The sequence below is a fragment of the Chloroflexota bacterium genome, assembly GCA_020161265.1.
Lineage (GTDB): Bacteria > Chloroflexota > Chloroflexia > Chloroflexales > Herpetosiphonaceae > Herpetosiphon.
On record JAIUOC010000005.1, the window covers coordinates 269968 to 289573 of the forward strand.

At 51.3% G+C, this 19606-nt stretch carries 14 protein-coding genes; 3 read left to right on the forward strand and 11 right to left on the reverse strand.

What is annotated here, in order from left to right; translation table 11 throughout:
* Positions 1 to 3 precede the first annotated feature (3 nt).
* The 10 genes from LCH85_13255 to LCH85_13300 all read right to left on the reverse strand — a co-directional run bounded on the left by LCH85_13255 (position 4) and on the right by LCH85_13300 (position 11461).
* On the reverse strand, positions 4 to 1290 hold the full coding sequence (locus tag LCH85_13255; protein ID MCA0352957.1) for a glycosyltransferase family 4 protein: 1287 nt from the start codon (positions 1288 to 1290) through the stop codon (positions 4 to 6).
* Between the two features lie 9 nt (positions 1291 to 1299).
* Complete coding sequence (locus LCH85_13260) at positions 1300 to 2514, reverse strand: phospholipase D-like domain-containing protein (GenBank protein MCA0352958.1); 1215 nt, start codon at positions 2512 to 2514, stop codon at positions 1300 to 1302.
* Positions 2515 to 2641: 127 nt separating this feature from the next.
* Positions 2642 to 3133 (reverse strand): hypothetical protein, encoded by a 492-nt coding sequence (locus LCH85_13265; protein MCA0352959.1) that lies wholly within the window; start codon positions 3131 to 3133, stop codon positions 2642 to 2644.
* Between the two features lie 53 nt (positions 3134 to 3186).
* Positions 3187 to 4995 (reverse strand): Stk1 family PASTA domain-containing Ser/Thr kinase, encoded by a 1809-nt coding sequence (pknB, locus tag LCH85_13270; GenBank protein MCA0352960.1) that lies wholly within the window; start codon positions 4993 to 4995, stop codon positions 3187 to 3189.
* 7 nt (positions 4996 to 5002) lie between these two features.
* The gene (locus tag LCH85_13275; protein MCA0352961.1) at positions 5003 to 5551 is read right to left on the reverse strand and encodes a ribonuclease H-like domain-containing protein; all 549 of its coding nucleotides are present in this window, start codon (positions 5549 to 5551) and stop codon (positions 5003 to 5005) included.
* 148 nt (positions 5552 to 5699) lie between these two features.
* Entirely contained in the window at positions 5700 to 7217 is a 1518-nt protein-coding gene (gene trpE, locus LCH85_13280; protein MCA0352962.1) for an anthranilate synthase component I, read from the reverse strand.
* Positions 7218 to 7348: 131 nt separating this feature from the next.
* Positions 7349 to 7777: an Rrf2 family transcriptional regulator gene (locus LCH85_13285; GenBank protein ID MCA0352963.1), complete on the reverse strand. Its 429-nt coding sequence runs from the start codon at positions 7775 to 7777 to the stop codon at positions 7349 to 7351.
* Positions 7778 to 7860: 83 nt separating this feature from the next.
* Positions 7861 to 8376, reverse strand: a complete 516-nt coding sequence (locus tag LCH85_13290; GenBank protein ID MCA0352964.1) for a tetratricopeptide repeat protein — start codon at positions 8374 to 8376, stop codon at positions 7861 to 7863.
* Positions 8377 to 8401: 25 nt separating this feature from the next.
* The gene (gene selA, locus LCH85_13295; protein MCA0352965.1) at positions 8402 to 9742 is read right to left on the reverse strand and encodes an L-seryl-tRNA(Sec) selenium transferase; all 1341 of its coding nucleotides are present in this window, start codon (positions 9740 to 9742) and stop codon (positions 8402 to 8404) included.
* Between the two features lie 9 nt (positions 9743 to 9751).
* Positions 9752 to 11461 carry a protein kinase gene (locus LCH85_13300; protein ID MCA0352966.1) on the reverse strand — a complete coding sequence of 570 codons (1710 nt, stop codon included), beginning with the start codon at positions 11459 to 11461 and terminating at the stop codon, positions 9752 to 9754.
* Between the two features lie 152 nt (positions 11462 to 11613).
* Here LCH85_13300 and LCH85_13305 point away from each other — a divergent pair, with 152 nt between their 5' ends.
* Positions 11614 to 12270 carry a winged helix-turn-helix domain-containing protein gene (locus tag LCH85_13305; protein ID MCA0352967.1) on the forward strand — a complete coding sequence of 219 codons (657 nt, stop codon included), beginning with the start codon at positions 11614 to 11616 and terminating at the stop codon, positions 12268 to 12270.
* A gap of 227 nt (positions 12271 to 12497) precedes the next feature.
* Positions 12498 to 14249: a dynamin family protein gene (locus LCH85_13310; GenBank protein ID MCA0352968.1), complete on the forward strand. Its 1752-nt coding sequence runs from the start codon at positions 12498 to 12500 to the stop codon at positions 14247 to 14249.
* 57 nt (positions 14250 to 14306) lie between these two features.
* Here LCH85_13310 and LCH85_13315 read toward each other — a convergent pair whose 3' ends face one another.
* Positions 14307 to 15881 carry an alpha amylase gene (locus LCH85_13315; GenBank protein MCA0352969.1) on the reverse strand — a complete coding sequence of 525 codons (1575 nt, stop codon included), beginning with the start codon at positions 15879 to 15881 and terminating at the stop codon, positions 14307 to 14309.
* Between the two features lie 454 nt (positions 15882 to 16335).
* On the opposite strand from LCH85_13315, the gene LCH85_13320 reads away from it, so the two are divergent.
* Positions 16336 to 19521, forward strand: coding sequence for a carboxypeptidase-like regulatory domain-containing protein (locus LCH85_13320; GenBank protein ID MCA0352970.1), 3186 nt, complete (start codon positions 16336 to 16338; stop codon positions 19519 to 19521).
* Positions 19522 to 19606 lie beyond the last annotated feature (85 nt).

Sequence of the window (19606 nt, forward strand, 5' to 3'; positions counted from 1 at the left end):
TTCCTAGCCCCTGATCTCTGACCCCTGACCCCTAGCCTCAACAAGTTCCGCGTACACCGCCCGAATTTGGGCATATTTGTGCTCCCAGGTTAGCTCGGCCAAGGTTTGGGTGTAGCCCTGCTGGCCAAGTCGTTGGGCTAATTCAGGGTTGGTCAGCAATTTGGTCAAGGCTGCTGTAAGTTGGGCAACATTGCCATAATCAACCAACAAGCCTGTTTCGTTCTCACGAATCACCGCTGGAACGCCGCCAGCTCTGGCCCCAATCACAGGCAAACGATACAACCAAGCCTCAAGATAGACAATTCCAAATGAATCGGTGCGTGAGGGCATGGCGAACAGCGTAGCAGCGGCCAAAGCATCGCGTTTGCGTGCTTGCGGCGCTCGCGCAAACACATGAATCCGCTGTTTGCTGACAGGATCAAGCGTTTCCCAAAGCTGCTCAAAATGGGCCATCGGCGTGCCAACCATCACCAGATGCTCGCTGCGCCCGTTCGCCCAAAGCTGCTCCATCGCACGAATCAGGTCGAATGCACCTTTTTCTTTGGCCAAGGTGCCGATATACAGCACAAATGGTTGTTGAATGCCGGTTTCTTGGCGAAAACGCTCGGCATTGCCGCCCGCCAATTCATGCGGCTCAACTCCCACCCCAATGCAACGCAGGCTTGATCGCGAAATTCCACAATCAGCCAGATAATCGGCCTCAAGCGGCGTTTGCACGATTACCCGATCAGCTTGCTGCATTAACTTAATATGATGCGGCATCGTGTAATAGCGCACTAACGAGCGATCGCCAGGCACGCCTAAATGGACGTATGGCGAAAGTACAAACGGAATTTTAGCCTGCTTGGCATATTTTAGCGCCGGAATCAGCATAAAATCTAAGGTAATGTTGGCTGCATGGATCAGGTCAAATTGACCAACTTCTTGGCTTAGGGCACGATTGAAGGTTGGCATGCGCGGCGTAATTTGACTGAGCGCCATCAACAAGCTGCTGGTGGCTGGCAAACGCCCAAATTCGAGCATTGCCCGACGCAAAATTGGGTAGACCAAGGCTGGGCCTGGTGCACGCACGACCGGAAAGCGCCGAATCGCTACGCCATTGTGTTGCTCAGTTGGCTGATCGATGGTGCGCCGACCGCTCGCCCAAAAATGGTCAAGATCCCATGCATTGCTTGTCCAAACATCGACCGTATGCCCTTCGGCTGCCAACCGTTCAGCAATTACTTGGCAAACCTGCTCCGAACCGCCGATATACGGGTAATAGCGCTGAATAACTTGTAAAATCCGCATGAATACTCGCTAACGGCCACAACCAGCAGGATTTTTGGCTTGGGCATACAGCCGATCAAATTCAGCCAAATAATGGCGAGCCAAATCGGGATCAGTAATAATCAATAAATTTTCATCGTTATTATTTTCAGCTGCCGCAGTAAAATTATACGAGCCAGTAATCACAATCTTTTCGTCGATTACCATTGTTTTATTATGCAAAATATAACAATTAGCATCACGTAAAATCGGAATTCCAGCATCTTCTAAAATACCAAACTCCGAGCCAGTGCCATCGGCGTTGCGAGCTTCCATCACAACTTGAACTTCTAAGCCAGCTTCATGGCGATCGATTAAGGCTTGGGCGGTATCATCGTCGGTAAATGAAAATGCGAGCACGTTGACCGATTGTTTGGCTTTTTTAATATAATTGACAATTTTGGAACGCGGCTTATCGACTGGCGAAAAATAAGTTTCAATCTGCACCCCACCAGCCAATTTAATGACTGGGTTGGGCGTATTTTTGGGTGCTTTACTACCCATTTTGCCAGCATATAAATCGAGAAAACGCTGACGATAATTAGCGACCAGCTCTGGCACAGTTGAACGAATCATATTATTGTTGTTACGATAAACGTCGTTTACAACCAAATTCATCGAGCCAGTCCAAACAATTGTATCGTCAATGACCACGATTTTGTTGTGCATAAACGCTGAGCGTTCATCCCACGTAATTGGGATTTTAGCTGCTTCCAAGCGTCCAGTCGTTTCGGCAACTTCTGGCGAAGCCAAATTTTCATCATCAACCACGAGCTGAACTTTGACTTTACGCTTTTTGGCGCGAATCAAGGCATCGGTCATCAATTCTAAATCAAAATCGAACGATGCAATATAAATCGTGCTTTTGGCAGCATCAATATCGGCGATCATCGCCGCATCAACCCCACCTTTACGTCCAGCTGCTTTTTCAGGGTAGTTTGGGCGGGTAAAAAATACCTGATACCACGCCCCTTCGGCGACATAGGCTTTAGCTGGATCAAGCGCCGCGATCACATTATTGGGATCAGCCATTGTTGGCGCGTTCGTGGGTGTCGTTGGCCCAGCCACGCTGGTTGGTTCAAGGCTAGTACGGCCAAGCCAACGATTAAAATAGCCCGCCTGATAGGCATAAACCAACCCAGCAATCACCAGAATCACGACAATTTGCCAAGGCTTGAGCTTCGTGGTTGATGTGCTACGCGCCATATTCCAGCCTTTCGATATGTGGGTAGGGGGTCAGGGGCTAGGGATTAGATTTTTTTAGCCACGAATTGCACGAATAATCTTATAACCTCTAACCCCATATATGCTCTATGCTCTATGCTCTATGTTCTTATCCTCGCCAACCACGACGACGCTTGATGCGGTGTGAGCGAGGTCGAGCATTTGCGCCCAACATTTGGCCCATACGGTCGAGTTTGGCAGCGATCACACTTTGTTTGGCGGCTTGACCTGCCCCATCAAGCACATTCTGGCCAAGCTTGCTCATTTGTGCGACCACACTTGGAATTAATTGGCTTAGGGCATTGGCTGCCGCCTGACCAACTTGGGCAGCTGGCTCGGCGGTTTGCGGTGTTTCAGTAACAATCGCTTGATGCGCTTGATTCAGCGCTGAATTGGCTGCTGCCAGCACCTCGCTTACCTCAACAATATCATCACGATTGGCTTGACGCGCCGCTTGGAGTACATCGGCCTCGGCCACCCCAGCCTGAAGTTGTTGCTCAGCCCAACGCAACAGCGCTTTAGCCGTCACATCAGTCAAATTGTCGGTCAAACGTTCATTGTTGGCGAGGCGTTCAAATGCCGCTTGGCGATCAAGGCTCATTGGAATCCTCCTGTTGATCAATCTTGTGATCAGTTCAACCGATACCATTGGTCTTATGGGCGACGCACCCCAAGCACAATCACGCTACCACGAGGAATCAAGGCTCCATTATCGATTGGCTGACCATTGGCGGTCGCACTCACCACCGTATTCGCCGCGATACTATCAAAGTTAGGAATCAAATCTGGTCCTTGCTCATCAACAATATCGAGGCGTAAATCGCTGCGCGTTGCCAAAATCGCCTCAGCCTCAGCCCGCTGGCGGCCAATCAGATCAGGGAAAATCACCAGATCGCCGACGCTCACGACCAATTCAATCTCGCTGCCTTGGGCCAATTTCAAGCCCGCTGGCGGATTTTGGCGCAAAACAAAGCCTGCCGGAATGGTTTGATCGGGCGTGTCAGTGCGCCGAACTTTAAACCCAGCGCGAATCAACGCATCCGAGGCCGCATCGAATTGTTGGCGGGTTACATCGGGAATTTCAACTTGGGCTGGCCCCAAACTCAAGGTAAATGGAATGACCGTGCCTTTGGCAACCTTCGTTCCTGCAGCAACATCTTGGCCGATCACGGTTGCGGCTGGCGCAAGATCGTTGCGTGGCTCTTTACGTTGTTCGCCAAGCTCAAGCGATTTGAGCAGATCAAGCGCTTCGCTTTCGGTTCTGCCAACCAAATCGGGGACTTCAACCATCTCTGGGGCTGGAGTTGGCTCACCAGTTGGCGTAACTTGGGTCGGCTTGTTTCCACCAAAAGCCTGGCTGATCGATTGCATCACATCAGTAAACATCAACACATAAACCAAACCGCCAATCCCAACCAATAAGAAGGTGGCAATCACCCATAAGCCGCAACCAGACGATTGACGTGCTTGGGGTTGGTTCATTGGCACGGGCTGTTGGGCTGCCAAGGGCGGAGCATAATTTTGGCGCGGGCGCGCTTGCGGCGCTGGTTGTTGACGGGGCGGACGCACCTCGGCAGGCTCTGGGGTTTGCGGCAAACGCCCGGCATTCGACGAAGGCACAGCCATGGTCGCTTGGTTGCCGCGCTCACGATAGAGCCGCAATAACTCGGCAAATGCCCGCGCCGATTGTGGGCGCTGAGCCGGATCTTTTGACATCGCTTGGAGCACAATCGCCTCAAGCTGTGGTGGAATCGACGGATTATAGCTGCGCAAAGGTGGCGGCGCTGCTTGGATATGCTGCAAGGCGACGGCTAAAGGCGAATCGCCACTAAACGGCAAACGTCCGGTCAGCATCTCATAGGTCAGTACGCCTAAGGCATAGACATCGGAAAGTGGGGTTGCGCCCAAACCTTGAGCCTGTTCTGGCGCAAGGTAATCGGCAGTCCCAAAGGTTGTACCTGGGTCGGTTAATGCCGAAGATTGCTTGCTTTTGGCGATGCCAAAATCGCTGAGCCGCGCATAATCATTAGCATCAATCAAGACATTTTGCGGCTTGACATCGCGGTGCACCAAGCCGCTATCGTGGGCTGCTTGCAAGGCCTCAGCCACTTGACGCACAATCGCCAAGGTGCGGGGCACTGGCAAGGGTGCTTGCAACGAAATAATTTCTTTGAGATCGGTACCTTGGACATATTCCATTACAATATAGTGCAGATCGCCCTCAGCCCCGATATCATATACCCGCACAATATTGGGATGCCCTAATTGGGCGGCGGCATCGGCTTCGTGCTTAAAGCGGCGCAAAAATTGTTCATCACTGGCATATTGACCATGTAACACTTTAATTGCAACTGGTCGATTGAGTCGCAAATCGCGCCCAAGATAGACCGTTGCCATGCCGCCTTGGCCTAGTTTTCGCTCTAATTGATAGCGATTATTGAGAATTCGTGGTTGTTCGCTCATCGCCCCACTAATACTCCTCGTCGCTCAATGGCGACAGCAACGATTGCTCAGACGCATGCCAAATCGTAACATGCGGGTGCAAATCAGGCTCAGCTAGTTTATGTAAGTAACAACGCAAACGTGGCAAATGAATAATATCGTCGCGATTGTAACGTAATAATAAATCTAAAGCGTTTTGATCGTTATAGTTTTCGTAGGCTTGCCACAAACGCAAGGCATCACGACCATCAATCCCATGGGTAGAACGCGCAATTCCGATCTTTTGTTCAACAACTTTCAAGCCACCGCGCAGATTTTGCCGCCGACATTCGCGCAAGAGATCGCAATGCCCAAACTCGCGCTTTAAATCTGCGCCCAAGGCTTTGTAAATAATTGGCAGATCAAAACTTGCTCCATTAAAGGTATAGATCGTTTCGACTCCTGCCAAGGCCGCGTACAAGTTAACATCACTAACCCCAGCGCCAACCAGTTGAACTGTACCACGCCGGGGCAAGTAAATCCCAATCACGCTAATCGTGCGCTGCCAGGTTGTTTCAATATCAAGGTATGCGTCCATAATTTGCGAGGGGTCAGGGGTCAGGCTCTAGGGATCAGGAACGTAGCTAGATTATTGAGTTTATAGCAATTCATACCTAGCTAACTTATCATTCAAACCAAACAATGGATACATGCTGACCCCTAGTTCCTAGTCCCTAATCCCTCATTTACAACTCCAACATCTCGGCGACGTGCAAGGCTCGAATCAGCGAACCAGCTTTGTTGCGGGTTTCGAGATCTTCCAATTTAACATCGCTATCGGCGACAATCCCCGCGCCCGCTTGCATATAGGCCACTCCATCTTTGATAACCATTGTGCGAATAGTAATCGCTGTGTCAAGCGACAACCCGCCAAACGAGACATAGCCAACGCAACCACCATATGGCCCGCGTTGGGTTGGCTCTAATTCAGCGATAATTTCCATGGCCCGCACTTTGGGCGCACCGGTCAGCGTGCCAGCAGGGAAGCAGGCGCGTAAGGCATGCAATGGCGAGTAGCGCGAAGTATCCAAAGTACCTTTGACCACCGAAACTAAGTGCATCACATGCGAATATTTTTCAATTTGCATAAATTTGGGCACGTGGACGGTGCCAGGCAGCGAAACCCGCCCCACATCGTTGCGTCCAAGATCAACCAGCATCAAATGCTCAGCCCGTTCTTTTTCGTCGGCCAATAATTCAGCCTGCATGCGTGCTTCGTCATCGGCATCACGTCCACGGCGGCGTGTGCCAGCAATTGGGTGGGTCTCGATAATGCCATCTTCAACCCGCACCAACATTTCGGGTGATGCCCCAATAATTGCCGCGTCAGGCACATTCAAAAAGAACATATAGGGCGATGGATTGACCGTGCGCAGTGCTCGATAGACGGCAAATGGCTCGGCATCGGTTTCACGCTGAAAACGCTGCGATAAGACCACTTGGAAAATATCGCCAGCCCGAATATATTCGCGGGCTTTTTCAATCGCGGCGCTAAATTCACTAAATGATTGATTTGATTGCAATTGCTCGTTGAGTTCGGGCAAACTGGGCGAGGCAGCGCTTGAGCTATAGACTTCGGGCGCTAATGGCCGCACAAGTTTCTTGGTCATGGCTTCGATGGCTTTGTTGGCTTCGGCAAATTGAGTCGCCAAATCCACCGCCGAATCGAACACCAGTGTGCTCATAATTTTGATCGTATGGCGCACATGGTCGAAAGCCAAAACCGTTTTGACCACCATCCACACGCCATCGGGAATTTGCAAGGGGCGCAGGGTTGGCGCAGGCAAACGTTCAAAAGTACGCACAGTTTCATAGCCCAAAAAGCCGACCGCCCCGCCCGTAAAGCGTGGCAAATCAGGTTGAGGCGCAGGGTTAGCGCGTTGCGTGCCAACCACCAAGCGTTCTAATTGATCAAGCGTCGTCAGATCATCAAAGCTGGTACGTTCGCCATTGGCAGTTTCAATAATACTTTGCTGGCCGAGACCGCGAATAATCAAATGTGGTTCGCAGCCAATAAATGAATAGCGACCAATTTGCTCGCCACCCTCAACACTTTCAAGCAAGAAACTATAGTGGCCCTGAGCAACCTTCAAGTACGCCGACACTGGCGTTTCCAAATCGGCGACTAACTCACGATAGACTGCACATTGGGTGTAGCCAGCCGCAGCCCATGCTTGCACTTGTTCAAATGTTGGCGAAGCCATGAACGCTCCATAAAAACTATAAGAAGAGGGGGTCAGGGGTCAGATGCTAGGGACTAGTCCGAGGAATGTAAAATAAAAGATCAACCATAAATCAAGCCAACTCCTGACCCCTGATTCCTAGCCCCTGATACCTAAATATAATACATCGGCGAATCGAGTTGCTGGTGTTTACGTTGACAGAGATCGGCGATGGTCATTTCGCTGAGATGGCCTTCGATCACGGCACGTAATTCGCCCCAAACTTCGCCCAACAAACCAGCATCGAAGGTATCGAGGCTTGCGCCTTCGGGTGTTGGCAACAATGGCCCTTCCAACACCAAAATGGCATCAAGCAAGCTAATTGCTTGGGGCGGGCGAGCCAACTGATGACCACCTTGAGGGCCACGCACGCTGGTAATCAGGCCAGCTTTGCGTAATGCGATTAACAATTGATTGAGATAATTTTCTGAGATAGCTTGACGCTCGGCAATTTCGTGGCTTTGCACCAAACCTTCGCCATAGTGCTGAGCCAAATCAAATAACGCTCGCACGCCATATTCACCTTTGGTTGATAATCGCATTCTGCCTCATTGCTGCTATATACAATCAATTCAGATAGCCGCCATGCTAGCATTAGGGGCCAGAGAAGTCAAAAGCTAGCCTTTTAAATTGGTCGCCACCATGGGCAACAGTTGGGCAGTTGCTCCGATTGAATTGCTTGCTCGGTTTTACATTCAACATAGCGATTAAAAATACAATTGGCACAGCAGCGCACATGGACATGGCAGCGCCAACAAAAGGTCGCACTAGCATACAATTGGGCATCGCAGGCATAACAACAGACTGGCAATTCAGCCAATTGGCTCAAACTCAATGGCTCAGGCGGGCTCCACGGCGGCAATGGCTCAGGCTCAGCGACAATCGGCTCAAGTGGGCCGCGCAAACTGGCCAAACCGCGAATCGCTGCATGGTTATAGGGATTGATCGCTAGCACCCGCTCCAAGCAGGCAATTTGCTGTTCGGGCAACTCAACCGCGCCACTCAGCCAAAGCAAAGCGATTTCGTTATAGGGTTCTAGGGCTAAAGCTTGGGTTAAATAAACCCGGGCGCTGCGACGGTCGCCAGCATATAACGCCGCCACCGCTGTTTCAAGCAGTGCCGCCACTTGATTCGAAGTCATAGGTTGCGTCCCTCTCTATGACAGGTTAGGCTGGATCGAGGGCTGCTAACGCCGCCATAAGCACTGCATCCTGCTCAGGTAGCACAGTCCGCAGATCAAGGATTAGGCGCTGCGCTTGAATTCGGCCAACAATGGGTGGGTCGTTGGCACGAAGTTGTTTGCTCAAAGCTTCAGCCGCGCCGTCAAGGGCTAGCCCTCGGCTTGGCAAGCTTGAGCCAGGCAGCGAACCACCGCCAATGGTAGCATGAGTTGCCACAAGTTGGGCAGCGGGGTATTGCGCCAGCAGCGGGATTGCGCGTTGTTCTAATTCATCAAGCGAACTAGCCACCATGCGCCAGATTGGAATTTCGCTGCTCGCTCGCTCGGTTTCATAGGCCATAAGCGTGGCACTCAAGGCGGCAATCGTCAATTTATCAACCCGTAGCGCCCGCAATAATGGATGTTTGCGCAGTTGATCGATCAGCTGGCGTTTGCCGACAATCAGCCCTGCTTGCGGGCCACCAAGCAATTTATCGCCGCTGAACACTACTAAATCAGCCTTGGCTTGAACCATCATGGCAACCGTTGGCTCAGCTGCCAAGCCAAAGCTCTGGGTATCCAACAACGCGCCGCTGCCAAGATCGCAAATCAAAAGTTTTTGATGCTCATGGGCGGCTTGTGCTAATTCGGCCACACTTGGCTCGTGGGTAAATCCCAGCACCTGAAAATTCGAGGCATGGACATGCAATAACGCTGCGGTTTGGTTGGTGATCGCTGCCGTATAATCGGGCAAATAGCTGCGGTTGGTCGTGCCAACATCGACTAAAGTGCAACCACTTTGACGCAAAATATCAGGAATTCGAAAGCCGCCGCCAATTTCAACTGCATGGCCGCGACTCACAATTACTTCGCGGCCTTGGGCGAAACAACTCAAACAGAGCAGCATCGCCGCCGCCGCATTATTGACCACCAACGCCGCTTCGGCTCCGGTCAAGCGTTGCAGTTGTGGCTCCAACAAACTATTGCGTGAACCACGCTCGCCCTGCGCCAAATCGTATTCGAGGTTGCTATAGCCAGCACTGGCCGTAATCATGGCCTGATGGGCAGCAGCACTGAGCGGCGCACGCCCAAGATTGGTGTGTAAAATCACGCCGGTAGCATTAATCACTTGACGCAGTGGAGGTTGTTGGCGCTGGAGGATTAAGCGCTCAGCATGGGCCAAAATCTGCTCAATTGAACATTCAGCAGCATGGTTGCGAATCGCGTGGCGAGCCTGCTCAAGGCTCGTTCGGGCAGCCTCAACTAACCATTGGGCAGGCAATTCGGGAAAACGCTCGGCTAGCAGGCCAATCAGCCCATGCACCGCTGGCAAATTACGCAAACTCACCAGCCAACCTCAGGAGATCGGCGACGGCGCAGGCCGTGGCAACGGATAAACCACAGTTGGCTCAACCCCAGGATTCGTCACGGTTGGCAGATCTTGGGTTGGCGCAGCGGTTGGGCCATTGGTTGGGGTTGGCGGTGGCACATCAGTTGGCGTTGCTTGAATTGGCGTTGGCTCAACTGGTGTATTCGATGGCACAACCGTCGTTGGTTGGGTGGTGCGGGTCGGCGGCACGGTGCGCGTTGGTTGGATTGTGCGCGTCGGTGTATTCGATGGCACAGTTGCGCTTGGCTCAGGCGTGGCGCTGGGCGGCTCGGTTGGCGCATCGGTTGGAGTTGGTTCAGGCGTATTGCTCGGAATCGCCGTGGGAATCCGCGTCGATTCGGGCACAAATGGCCCTGATAAGCTGCTGGTTTGGGTGGCAGTTGGCAATGAAATCAAACCGCGATTGCCCTGACCAATCCGTTGCCAGAATACAATCCCCAACACAGCTAGGGTTATAATGATCGCGACAGGGTAAATAATTTTTAAAGGATCGCTGGTTGTGGCCGTGCGCATCACCGGACGAGTGCGCATGCGAGGCCGTGCAGCATTACTACTGCTTGGCGGCGTTGGGCGCGGGCGGGGCTGAGCCGGAGCAGCTTGAGGCCGCGATTGAGCACTCGGCGCAACTCGTGCCGTTGGATTCGGATTGCTTGGGCGGGGCACAGGTTGCGGCACAGGTGTGGCAGGTCGGGCTTGCGGCTGAATCGAGCCAACATCGGTTTGAGCGTTCGGATCATGTTGGCGTTGCAAGGATGGCAGCGCATTTATCGCCACAGTAGCTTTGCCAGCTGAAGAACCAGCCGGAACCGCCAAGCCGCGCAAATCGTCTTTGCTAGGAATCGTAATGCCAGCTCGACCGGAGAGCGTGCGTAGGGCATCGATAAAGGCAACTGCCGATGGCGGGCGGTCGCTTGGTTGCTTGGCCAATGCTCGCTCAAAGACCTTATCGAAAGCCGCTGGTAAGCCAGGTACAAGGCTGGTGATCGCTGGCGGCGGCGTGTAGGTGTGAGCAACCAGCAACTCTGGAACCGTTCCAGTAAAGGGAACTTGGCCAGTGATCACTTCAAAAGCCACAATTCCTAAAGCATATAAATCGGAGCGGCCATCAACCAACTGAGCTGAGGCTTGTTCAGGGGCAATATATTCTGGCGTGCCCATAAACATCCCGGCGCGGGTTAGACGCTTATCATTAACAACTGGTGCTTGAGCAATGCCGAAATCGGTCAATAACACCCGACCATCGGCATTGAGCAAGATATTGTGGGGTTTGACATCACGATGCACTGCTTGCTGCGAATGGGCATAATCTAAGGCCTCAGCCACGGGCATTAACAACGCCACGGCATAGCCCAACCCAAGCGCACCTTGTTCATCGATGGCTGCTTGGAGCGAACGCCCAGCAATATATTCCATGGCGATGTAGGGCAAGCCTTCGGCCTCACCAACATCAAAAATGGTTACAATATTAGGATGATGCAAATTGCCAGCGGTAATCGCTTCGCGCTCAAAGCGCTGGCTCGATTCAGGGTCACTCGCCAGCTGAGGTGCAAGAATTTTAAGTGCAACCGTTCGTTGCAAAGTGGTATCAGTCGCACGAAAAACGCGGGCCATACCACCGCGCCCAACTTCGTTGTGCAAAATATACTTGCCAAATTGGCGACCATTCCAAGAAGTCAAACGCCCGCTCCTTGCGCCTCTAGCGCATTCAGAAGCCCTATGTTAGAATCGCGTCACATTCTAGCATAGCCCTTTTGCTTTGTCTCTGACTAAGACTCTAGCATACCATACCACGCCTCTCCATGCATCGTGTGTTTGAGGAGGAATTTTTTATGAGCGATCAGCCTGTGCCATCGCTAACAATTAAGAACCAAGATGTGCCACCGCGACTTATGCCATGGGAACAAACCATTCTCACCATCGGGCGTGATGTGGCCAACGATATTGTCATCGATCATCGTTTAGCATCGCGCCGTCACGCCCGCTTGGAACGCGATGAAGCCGGCTGTTATATTCGCGATCTCGATAGCACCAACGGAACCTATTTAAATGGGGTTAAGGTCAATGGCCTCGCACCCTTACGCAATAACGACGAAGTTTGGGTCGCCGATACAGTGATCATTTTTCGCGATCCCGAAGCAACCATGAAGGGCACACCGCCACCCGTGGTCATGCATCGGATCGCTACCCAAGATCAAGCTGAATTGCACGTCGATAGTGCAGCCAAGGAAGTTTATGTGCGGGGTAAACGGCTTGACCCACAACTCACTGCCAAGGAATTTCAGCTGCTAGAGTTGCTCTACAATCGCCGTGGCGAGGTCGTGAGCAAAGAGCAAATTGCGATTGGCGTGTGGGATTATGAGGTCTACGATTACAATGCCATTGATGCCTTGATCTATCGTTTGCGCCAGCGCATCGAGATCGATCCATCTGCGCCACGCTTTGTGCTGACTGTGCGCGGCTTTGGCTATAAATTGAGTTTAGATTAATTAATCACTCGATTTTCATGCCCTCACTCCCTAGCCCCCTCTCCCGCAAGCGAGCGAGGGGGAACCACGAAACCAAATGCCCCTCGCTCGCCGCTGCGGGAGAAGGGTTGGGGGTGAGGGCACGTTTATGGCACGAGTTGTGATTAATCAACAATAGATTGCAACTTTAGGTGAGCAATCACAGTCAGATTGAGTAGCACCCTACTCATAGAGATAAGGACTAATCCATGGCCCATGTTGGCGCTCAATCCATTCTTGGTGAACGTGAAGCTGAGCTACGCGCTGCCGAGCAAAGCTTATTTGATCGTTTGCATCATGCGTTGGAGCAATTTGGCGCTGATGTGACTGCCACTGATGCTGCTCGTTTGCGCGAAGCCACTGAACAACTGGCCGAACTCTTTTTAATTGTGGTTGCTGGCGAGTTCAACGCTGGTAAATCGAGCTTTATCAATGCCTTGCTCGGCGATCGTGTGTTGCCTGAAGGGGTTACGCCAACCACCGATCGCATTAATATTTTGCGTTTTGGCGAGCAACCAGATTCGCAATTGCTCGAAGATTTTCTGTTGTTGCGCACCCATCCCGCGCCCTTGCTTGGCGATTTGAATATCGTCGATACGCCTGGCACGAATGCAATTATTCGCCGCCACGAGGAATTGACCAAACGCTTTGTGCCCCGCTCGGATCTGGTCTTATTTATCACGTCAGCCGATCGACCTTTTACCGAGAGCGAGCGCACCTTCCTTGAGCATATTCGCGAATGGGGCAAAAAAATCATCTTGGTGATCAATAAAATCGATATTCTCGATGAAAAAGGCCGGGGTGAAGTGCTTGAATTTGTGCGGAGTAATGCCACAACTTTGCTGGGCAGCACCCCCATGATTTTTGCGGTTTCGGCTCGCTCGGCCTTACGTGCCCGCGAAAACGACGACCCCAAGCTCTGGGCCGAAAGTGGCTTCAATGCCATGGAAGAATATTTGCTGCGCACACTTGATGAAGGTGAACGGGTACGGCTCAAATTGCTCAATCCCTTGGGCGTTGGTCAAAAACTGGCCACAACCTATCGCACTGCTTCCGACGAGCGCTTGCATACCCTAAGCGAAGATATCAAGGCGATCAACAATATCGAGGGCCAAATTCAGGTTTACAAAGCTGATATGCAACGTGATTTCACGCCGCGGATTGCCCAGCTCGAAAATTTGATTCACGAATTTGAGCAGCGTGGCCATAGCTTTTTCGATGAACAAATTCGTTTGGGCCGAGCACGTGACTTAATCAAAAAAGATTTGCTTGAACAACGTTTTCGCGATCAAGTGGTGGGTGATCTCGATGCTGAAACTGATCGCATCACCCAGCAAATTATCGATTGGTTGATCGAGCGTAATCTCAAACTGTGGCAAGATGTTAATGCTTATATCGATCGTCGCCAAATTTCGCGCCATAAAGATGAGATGGTTGGCAATGTTGGTCAAAATTTCAACTACAACCGTCAATCGTTGATCGATTCGGTTGGCCGTAGCACCAGCCAAATTGTGCAAAGCTATAATCGCGATGCCGAAGCTAAACAATTAGCCATGGATTTGCAAGGCACAATTGCCACAACCGCCTTGACTGGCGTTGGCGCGGTCGGCTTTGGCGCATTATTTGTGATTTTGGCGCACGGAGCGTTACTCGATTTTACCGGCATCAGCTTGAGCGTGTTGGCAGTCGCAGGCGGAGCCTATTTGATTCCGGCCAAACGTGCCCAGGCCAAGCGCGAGTTTCACAAAAAAGTTAGCGAACTGCGCGATAAAATTGTGCGCTCGTTGAGCAAACAAGTCTATGCTGAAATCGATCAATCGATCGAGCGCGTGACTGAAACCGTTGCGCCTTATACCCGCTTCGTCAAATTTCAAAACGAGCAACTGCAACACGCTCGCAACGAACTAGCCAGCGTCGAGCAAGCCCTTGGTCGTTTGCGCGGCGAAATAGAGGCGCTGTAGCCAACAAACTCCAGCGCCAAACTAGCTTCAGGCTTGGCGCTGGGCTTGCTGTCAGCATTAGCGGGTGTATATCAGCACTTGCTTTGGTTGCAAAGCACAATTCATTTCGCCACTTTTGACGCTCATTTGACCGCCACCAAGCGCATCAGTCAAAACCTCACCATCAGCAATTTCAGTCAAACCAGTTACTGCCAAATCGAGTGGTTTCCACGTGTTATTGATACAAACCACGACCGTATCGTTGCCAGCCGTGCGTTGGAAGGCCCATGCATCGCCAGCAGTTGTGCGGCTTTCGAGCATGCCCCGTTGCAAGGCTGGATGGGCTTGGCGAATCTGATTGAGTTGACTGATCCATTGATAAACTGGTACATCCGTCGCATTCAATTCAAAGGCATCTTCGCGGTTGAAGGGATCTTTGCAGCCTTTTAGCTCTTGCTCGGTGCCATAATAGACAATCGGAATGCCACGCAAGCTATAAAGCACCGCCAAAGCATGCCGCAATTGCGTAGTTTTATCGGCGTTGGGGCCGCCGGTTGCCAAGCATAAAAAGCGCTCGTTATCGTGGTTATCGAGAAATGTGCCGTTGACATGGACATTGCGATACTGTTGATCGGCATTTTCGAGCACCCGCTGAATTACCAACAGGGTGCGACCACCGACTAAACTTTCTTTGAAGGCGCTATGCAAGGGGTAATCCAAAATTGCATCGTTAAATTCGGTGTAGGGCGCAACATAGCCAGCATCGCTGCTAAATACCTCGGCCAGCGAAAACGTATTGGCCGCTTGATCAAATTCGCGTAGAAAATCTTTGGGCAAATGTTTGGCCGTATCAACTCGCAAGCCATCAAGCCCAGTTTCGGTTTTGAGCCAAGCAATCCATTTGAGTAATTCAGCACGGGTAGCAGGATTATCCTGATCTAAATCATCAAGCCCTAGCAAATCGCCATCTTCAACCTCTTGTTGATTGCCATAATTTTGAATGTTGCCCTTGTTGTGATACCAGGCTGGGTCATCGAATGGCGGAGCAGCTTTCGAGCCAGGCAAGAAATCGCCCATATGATTGGGCACAACATCGAGCATCACCAACATATCGCGTTTGTGAGCTTCGCTGACCAATTCGCGCAATTCTTCCAGCGTGCCAAAATGCGGGTCAATTTGGTAGGGGTCGTATTGCCAGTAGCCATGGTAGGCATTGGTTGAATTTTGCTTACTGACTGGCGTGATCCAAATGCCACCAAAGCCCATGCCTTTGATGTAATCGAGCCGCTCGATAATGCCGCGAAAATCGCCGCCATGCCAACGCCGTGGGTCGCTACGATCGGCTGCAAAACCATCGGCGTTGTCGTTGCTTGGGTCGCCATTGGCAAAGCGATCGATCATAATAAAGTAGATCGAACGGCCAGCCCAACGCTCATCGTCAGCAGTAAAGATTGGGGCTGTTGGTTTGGTTGGCAATGGGGTTGGTGTAATTGGGTTATCAACCACAGTTGCAGCAGTGGCGGTTGGATTCAAGGCTTGGCTAGTTGGGGTTGTTTGGTTGGTCGCTGTTGCCGGAACAGCAGTTGGAGTTGCTTGGCCACCACAGCCCACAATCACCCCAGCTAAAAGCATGCCACTCAAAAGCTTCTTCATAATAATGTCCTTACACTAGCAGAGTGCTTGGGTTATTGTAGCGGTATTTGGCAATCGGGGATCGGTTTTGATCCACTAATGACACGAAGGGAACGAAGGCTGAAACCACAAAGAACGCGAAGATCGAGAAGGGCCGTTTTTGCCACAGATTGGCCCAAATTTGCTTGATTCTGTTTCTTCTGCATTCATCCCTCATAATTCATCATTCATACTTTCCCTGCCCCCCAACAACCGATCCCCAATTCCTATATTCTTTGCTCTATGTTCTGACGTGCATCCCTCATAATTCATCCTTTCAATTTAATCGCATATCGCCAAAGCTGCATTACGAATACTTAATAATGATAAAATAGAGCCTCAATGAAGAGTCGGTATTCCCCAAAACTTCCCTAGCGTAAAAATCGAAGGAGATTCTGGCACGGCGCTAGGCTCACACTGTGTGGAGGTCGCTTGTATGGACCGTCTGAGGCATCGTTGGTCGTTAATTGGGACAATCCTCGCGTTAATTGGCTTGTGGAGTAGCTTGGTGGTGATTTCGCTGCCCCAACGTACCCAAGCCCAGCCTGTGGTCGAAGAACAACGGATTGTGGCGCGGATTGAGGCCAAAGATCGCACTGATTCGCTGGCACTTAGTGCACGTGGCCTTGATTTGTTGGAAATGCGTGATAAGCACGATTTGTTTGCATTAATTACGCCAAGCGAATTGGCCAAATTGCAACAAGAAGGCTTTGTCGCTGAAATTGATCAAGAGCAAACTCGTTTGTTGCAAGAACCTTCAATCATGCCAGTCCAAGGTGGATTTCGCACGGTTGAAGAAGGCTACGCCTTACTTGATCAATGGCATGCGACCTATCCCAACCTAACGGATTTATTCACGTATGGGACTTCATGGGATAAAGTGACCGCTGGTGGGCCAGCAGGCTACGATTTGCGCGGGATCACGCTGACCAATTCGTTGATTCCTGGGCCAAAACCAACCTTCTTCTTAATGTCGGCGATTCACGCTCGTGAAATGTCAACCGCTGAATTGACTTTGCGCTATACCGAGTATTTGCTTTCGCGCTATGAAACCGACCCCGATGTGCATTGGTTGCTTGATGAGCACACAATTGTGATTGTGCCTTTTGTCAACCCCGATGGGCGCAAGATTGCCGAGCAAAGCTTATCGCAACGCAAAAATCGCAACACGGTTGATACCTCAGGCTGTAGCGGCGTGAATATTGGGATCGACCTCAACCGCAACTCATCGTTCCACTGGGGCGAAGTCGATAGCCCGAATGGTGATCGTTGTGGTGCAACATGGCCTGGCGTTTCAGCTGCTTCAGAGCCAGAAGTTGCCACTTTACAACAATGGATTCGTGGCGTATTTGCTGATCAACGTGGGCCAAGTGATACTGATCCTGCGCCAGATACCACAACCGGGGTCTATATCTCAATTCACTCATATAGCGATTTGGTTTTGTGGCCATATGGTCACTCAGCCCAACTTGCGCCAAACGATGCCGATTTGCGTGGTTTGGGCACGAAATTCGCCAGCTACAACGGCTACACACCGCAAAAATCCGACGAGCTGTATCCAACTAGTGGTACAACCGATGATTGGGCTTATGGTGAGTTAGGGGTAGCGGCCTATACCTTTGAAATTGGGCCAGAATCGGGCACATGTAGCGGCTTCTTCCCAGCATTTACCTGTCTGGATGGCCAAGCACCTGGTAATTTCTGGGGTCGCAACTTGCCAGCCTTCTTGTATGCCTCGAAAGTTGCGCGGACACCATATTTGTTACAACGTGGCCCAGATGCGTTGAATGTAACCGCTCAATCGATGAGCAATGGTTACAAATTGATGGCAACGATTAATGATGTAACCAATGGTAACCAAACAATTGCTGCTGCCGAAGCCTATGTTGATACGCCACCATGGCGAGCTGGGGCAACTGCAATTAGCCTGAGCGCAACTGATGGCAGCTTCAACAGCACTCAAGAAGCGGTCAATGCAACCATTCCGCAAAACTTGAATGCTGGTCGCCACTTAGTCTATTTCCGTGGGCGCGATGCTGCGGGCAACTGGGGTCCGGTCAGCGCTCAATGGCTCGATGTTGCACCGCAAGGCTTGGTTGGCTTTGTCCGCGCAAGCGATAACAATCAGCCAATTGCCAATGCGACGATTGTCGCCACAACTGGCACCTTTACCAGCACGACGACCAGCGGCACTGATGGCAGCTATCGTTTGGAATTGCCAGTTGGTAGCTATACACTCAAGGCCAGTGGTGTTGGCTTGACTCCGGCTAGCTACAACCTGACTGTTAGCAGTAATACGTTCACAACTCAAGATTTGAGTTTGGCGCAGTTGGCAGTCTTGACGACCTCGCCCAGCCCATTGACTTTCAATGTGGCCAGTGGCAGCCAAGATCGCACCTTAGTGGTGGGCAATGCTGGTGGTACAAGCCTGAATGCCGCCATCTCGCTAGCCCCAACTGGCTATGAAGTTAAGAGCAGCGATGATGCTGGCGGCCCAAGCTATACTTGGAACGATATCAGTAGCACTGGCACTCGCCTCAGTTTAGGCGATGATACCTGTTCGGTGGTGAACTTGCCAAGCAGCTTCAATTACTATGGCACCGCCTATAGCAAATTGATTGTCAATAGCAATGGTTTCGTTAGCCCAACCAACGCCACCACCTGTAGCTCAACTGGTACATCGACCAACGGCGTTGTGCCAAGCACCTCAACTCCCAACAACGTGATTGCAGCCTTGTGGGACGACCTTGATCCAGAGAACTTGACTGGCACGAACGGGGTCTTTACCTATAACGATAGCGCCAACAATCAATTTATTGTTGAATTTAGTGGTGTGCCACACTGGGCAAACAATGGCAACTTCAGCCCCGAAGATTTTCAATTTGTGCTGAATCTGACAACTGGCGATGTTACGCTCAATTATCAGAACGTTGATACCCAAAATAGCGTTAGCGTTGGTATCGAAGATAGCACTGGGGCCAATGGCTATCAGTGGGTCTATAACAGCACTGGCCGTTTGCACGATAATTTGACAATTCAATTTGCGGCCTATGCTGGTAGTGCCCCATGGCTCAGTTGGACACCCAGCAACTTTGATGTAGCAGCGCGTGGTTCGGCGAACGTCCAAGTGACTGCCAATGCTACAGGCCTTGCCAATGGCACTTATCGCACTCGCTTGCGGGTTAACGCAGGAGCCAATACCGTCAACGGCGACCAAACGGTTCCGGTGGTTTTGAATGTTGGTAGCTCGACTGTCCATGATGTCGCAGTTAGTGCACCGCAAGCAGCCTTGAGTGGCTTCGTTGGTTCAACCATCACCTACACGCTGAGCGTCACTAACACAGGCAATGTGAGCGATAGCTTTAACCTGAGCTTGAGTGGCAACGTTTGGTCAACAACCTTGAGTCAAACCAGTGTTAATTTGGCGGCTGGTGCAAGCACTACAGTCCAAGTATCGGTGGCAATTCCGGCCAACGCCACTGCCAATAGCACCGATAGCGTCACGGTTACAGCAACTTCGGCTGCTGATAGTAGCGCAACTAGCAGTACCAGCTTGGTTTCAACCGCTAATAGTATTCCAGTCAGCCAATATAAGGTATTTATGCCCTATATTGTGAAGTAGTTCGAGAAGCGGGGGATTGGGGATCGGTGGTTGGGGATCGGTAACGTGGTTGTTATCGATCCCTTTTTTGATCCATGAAGGCAAT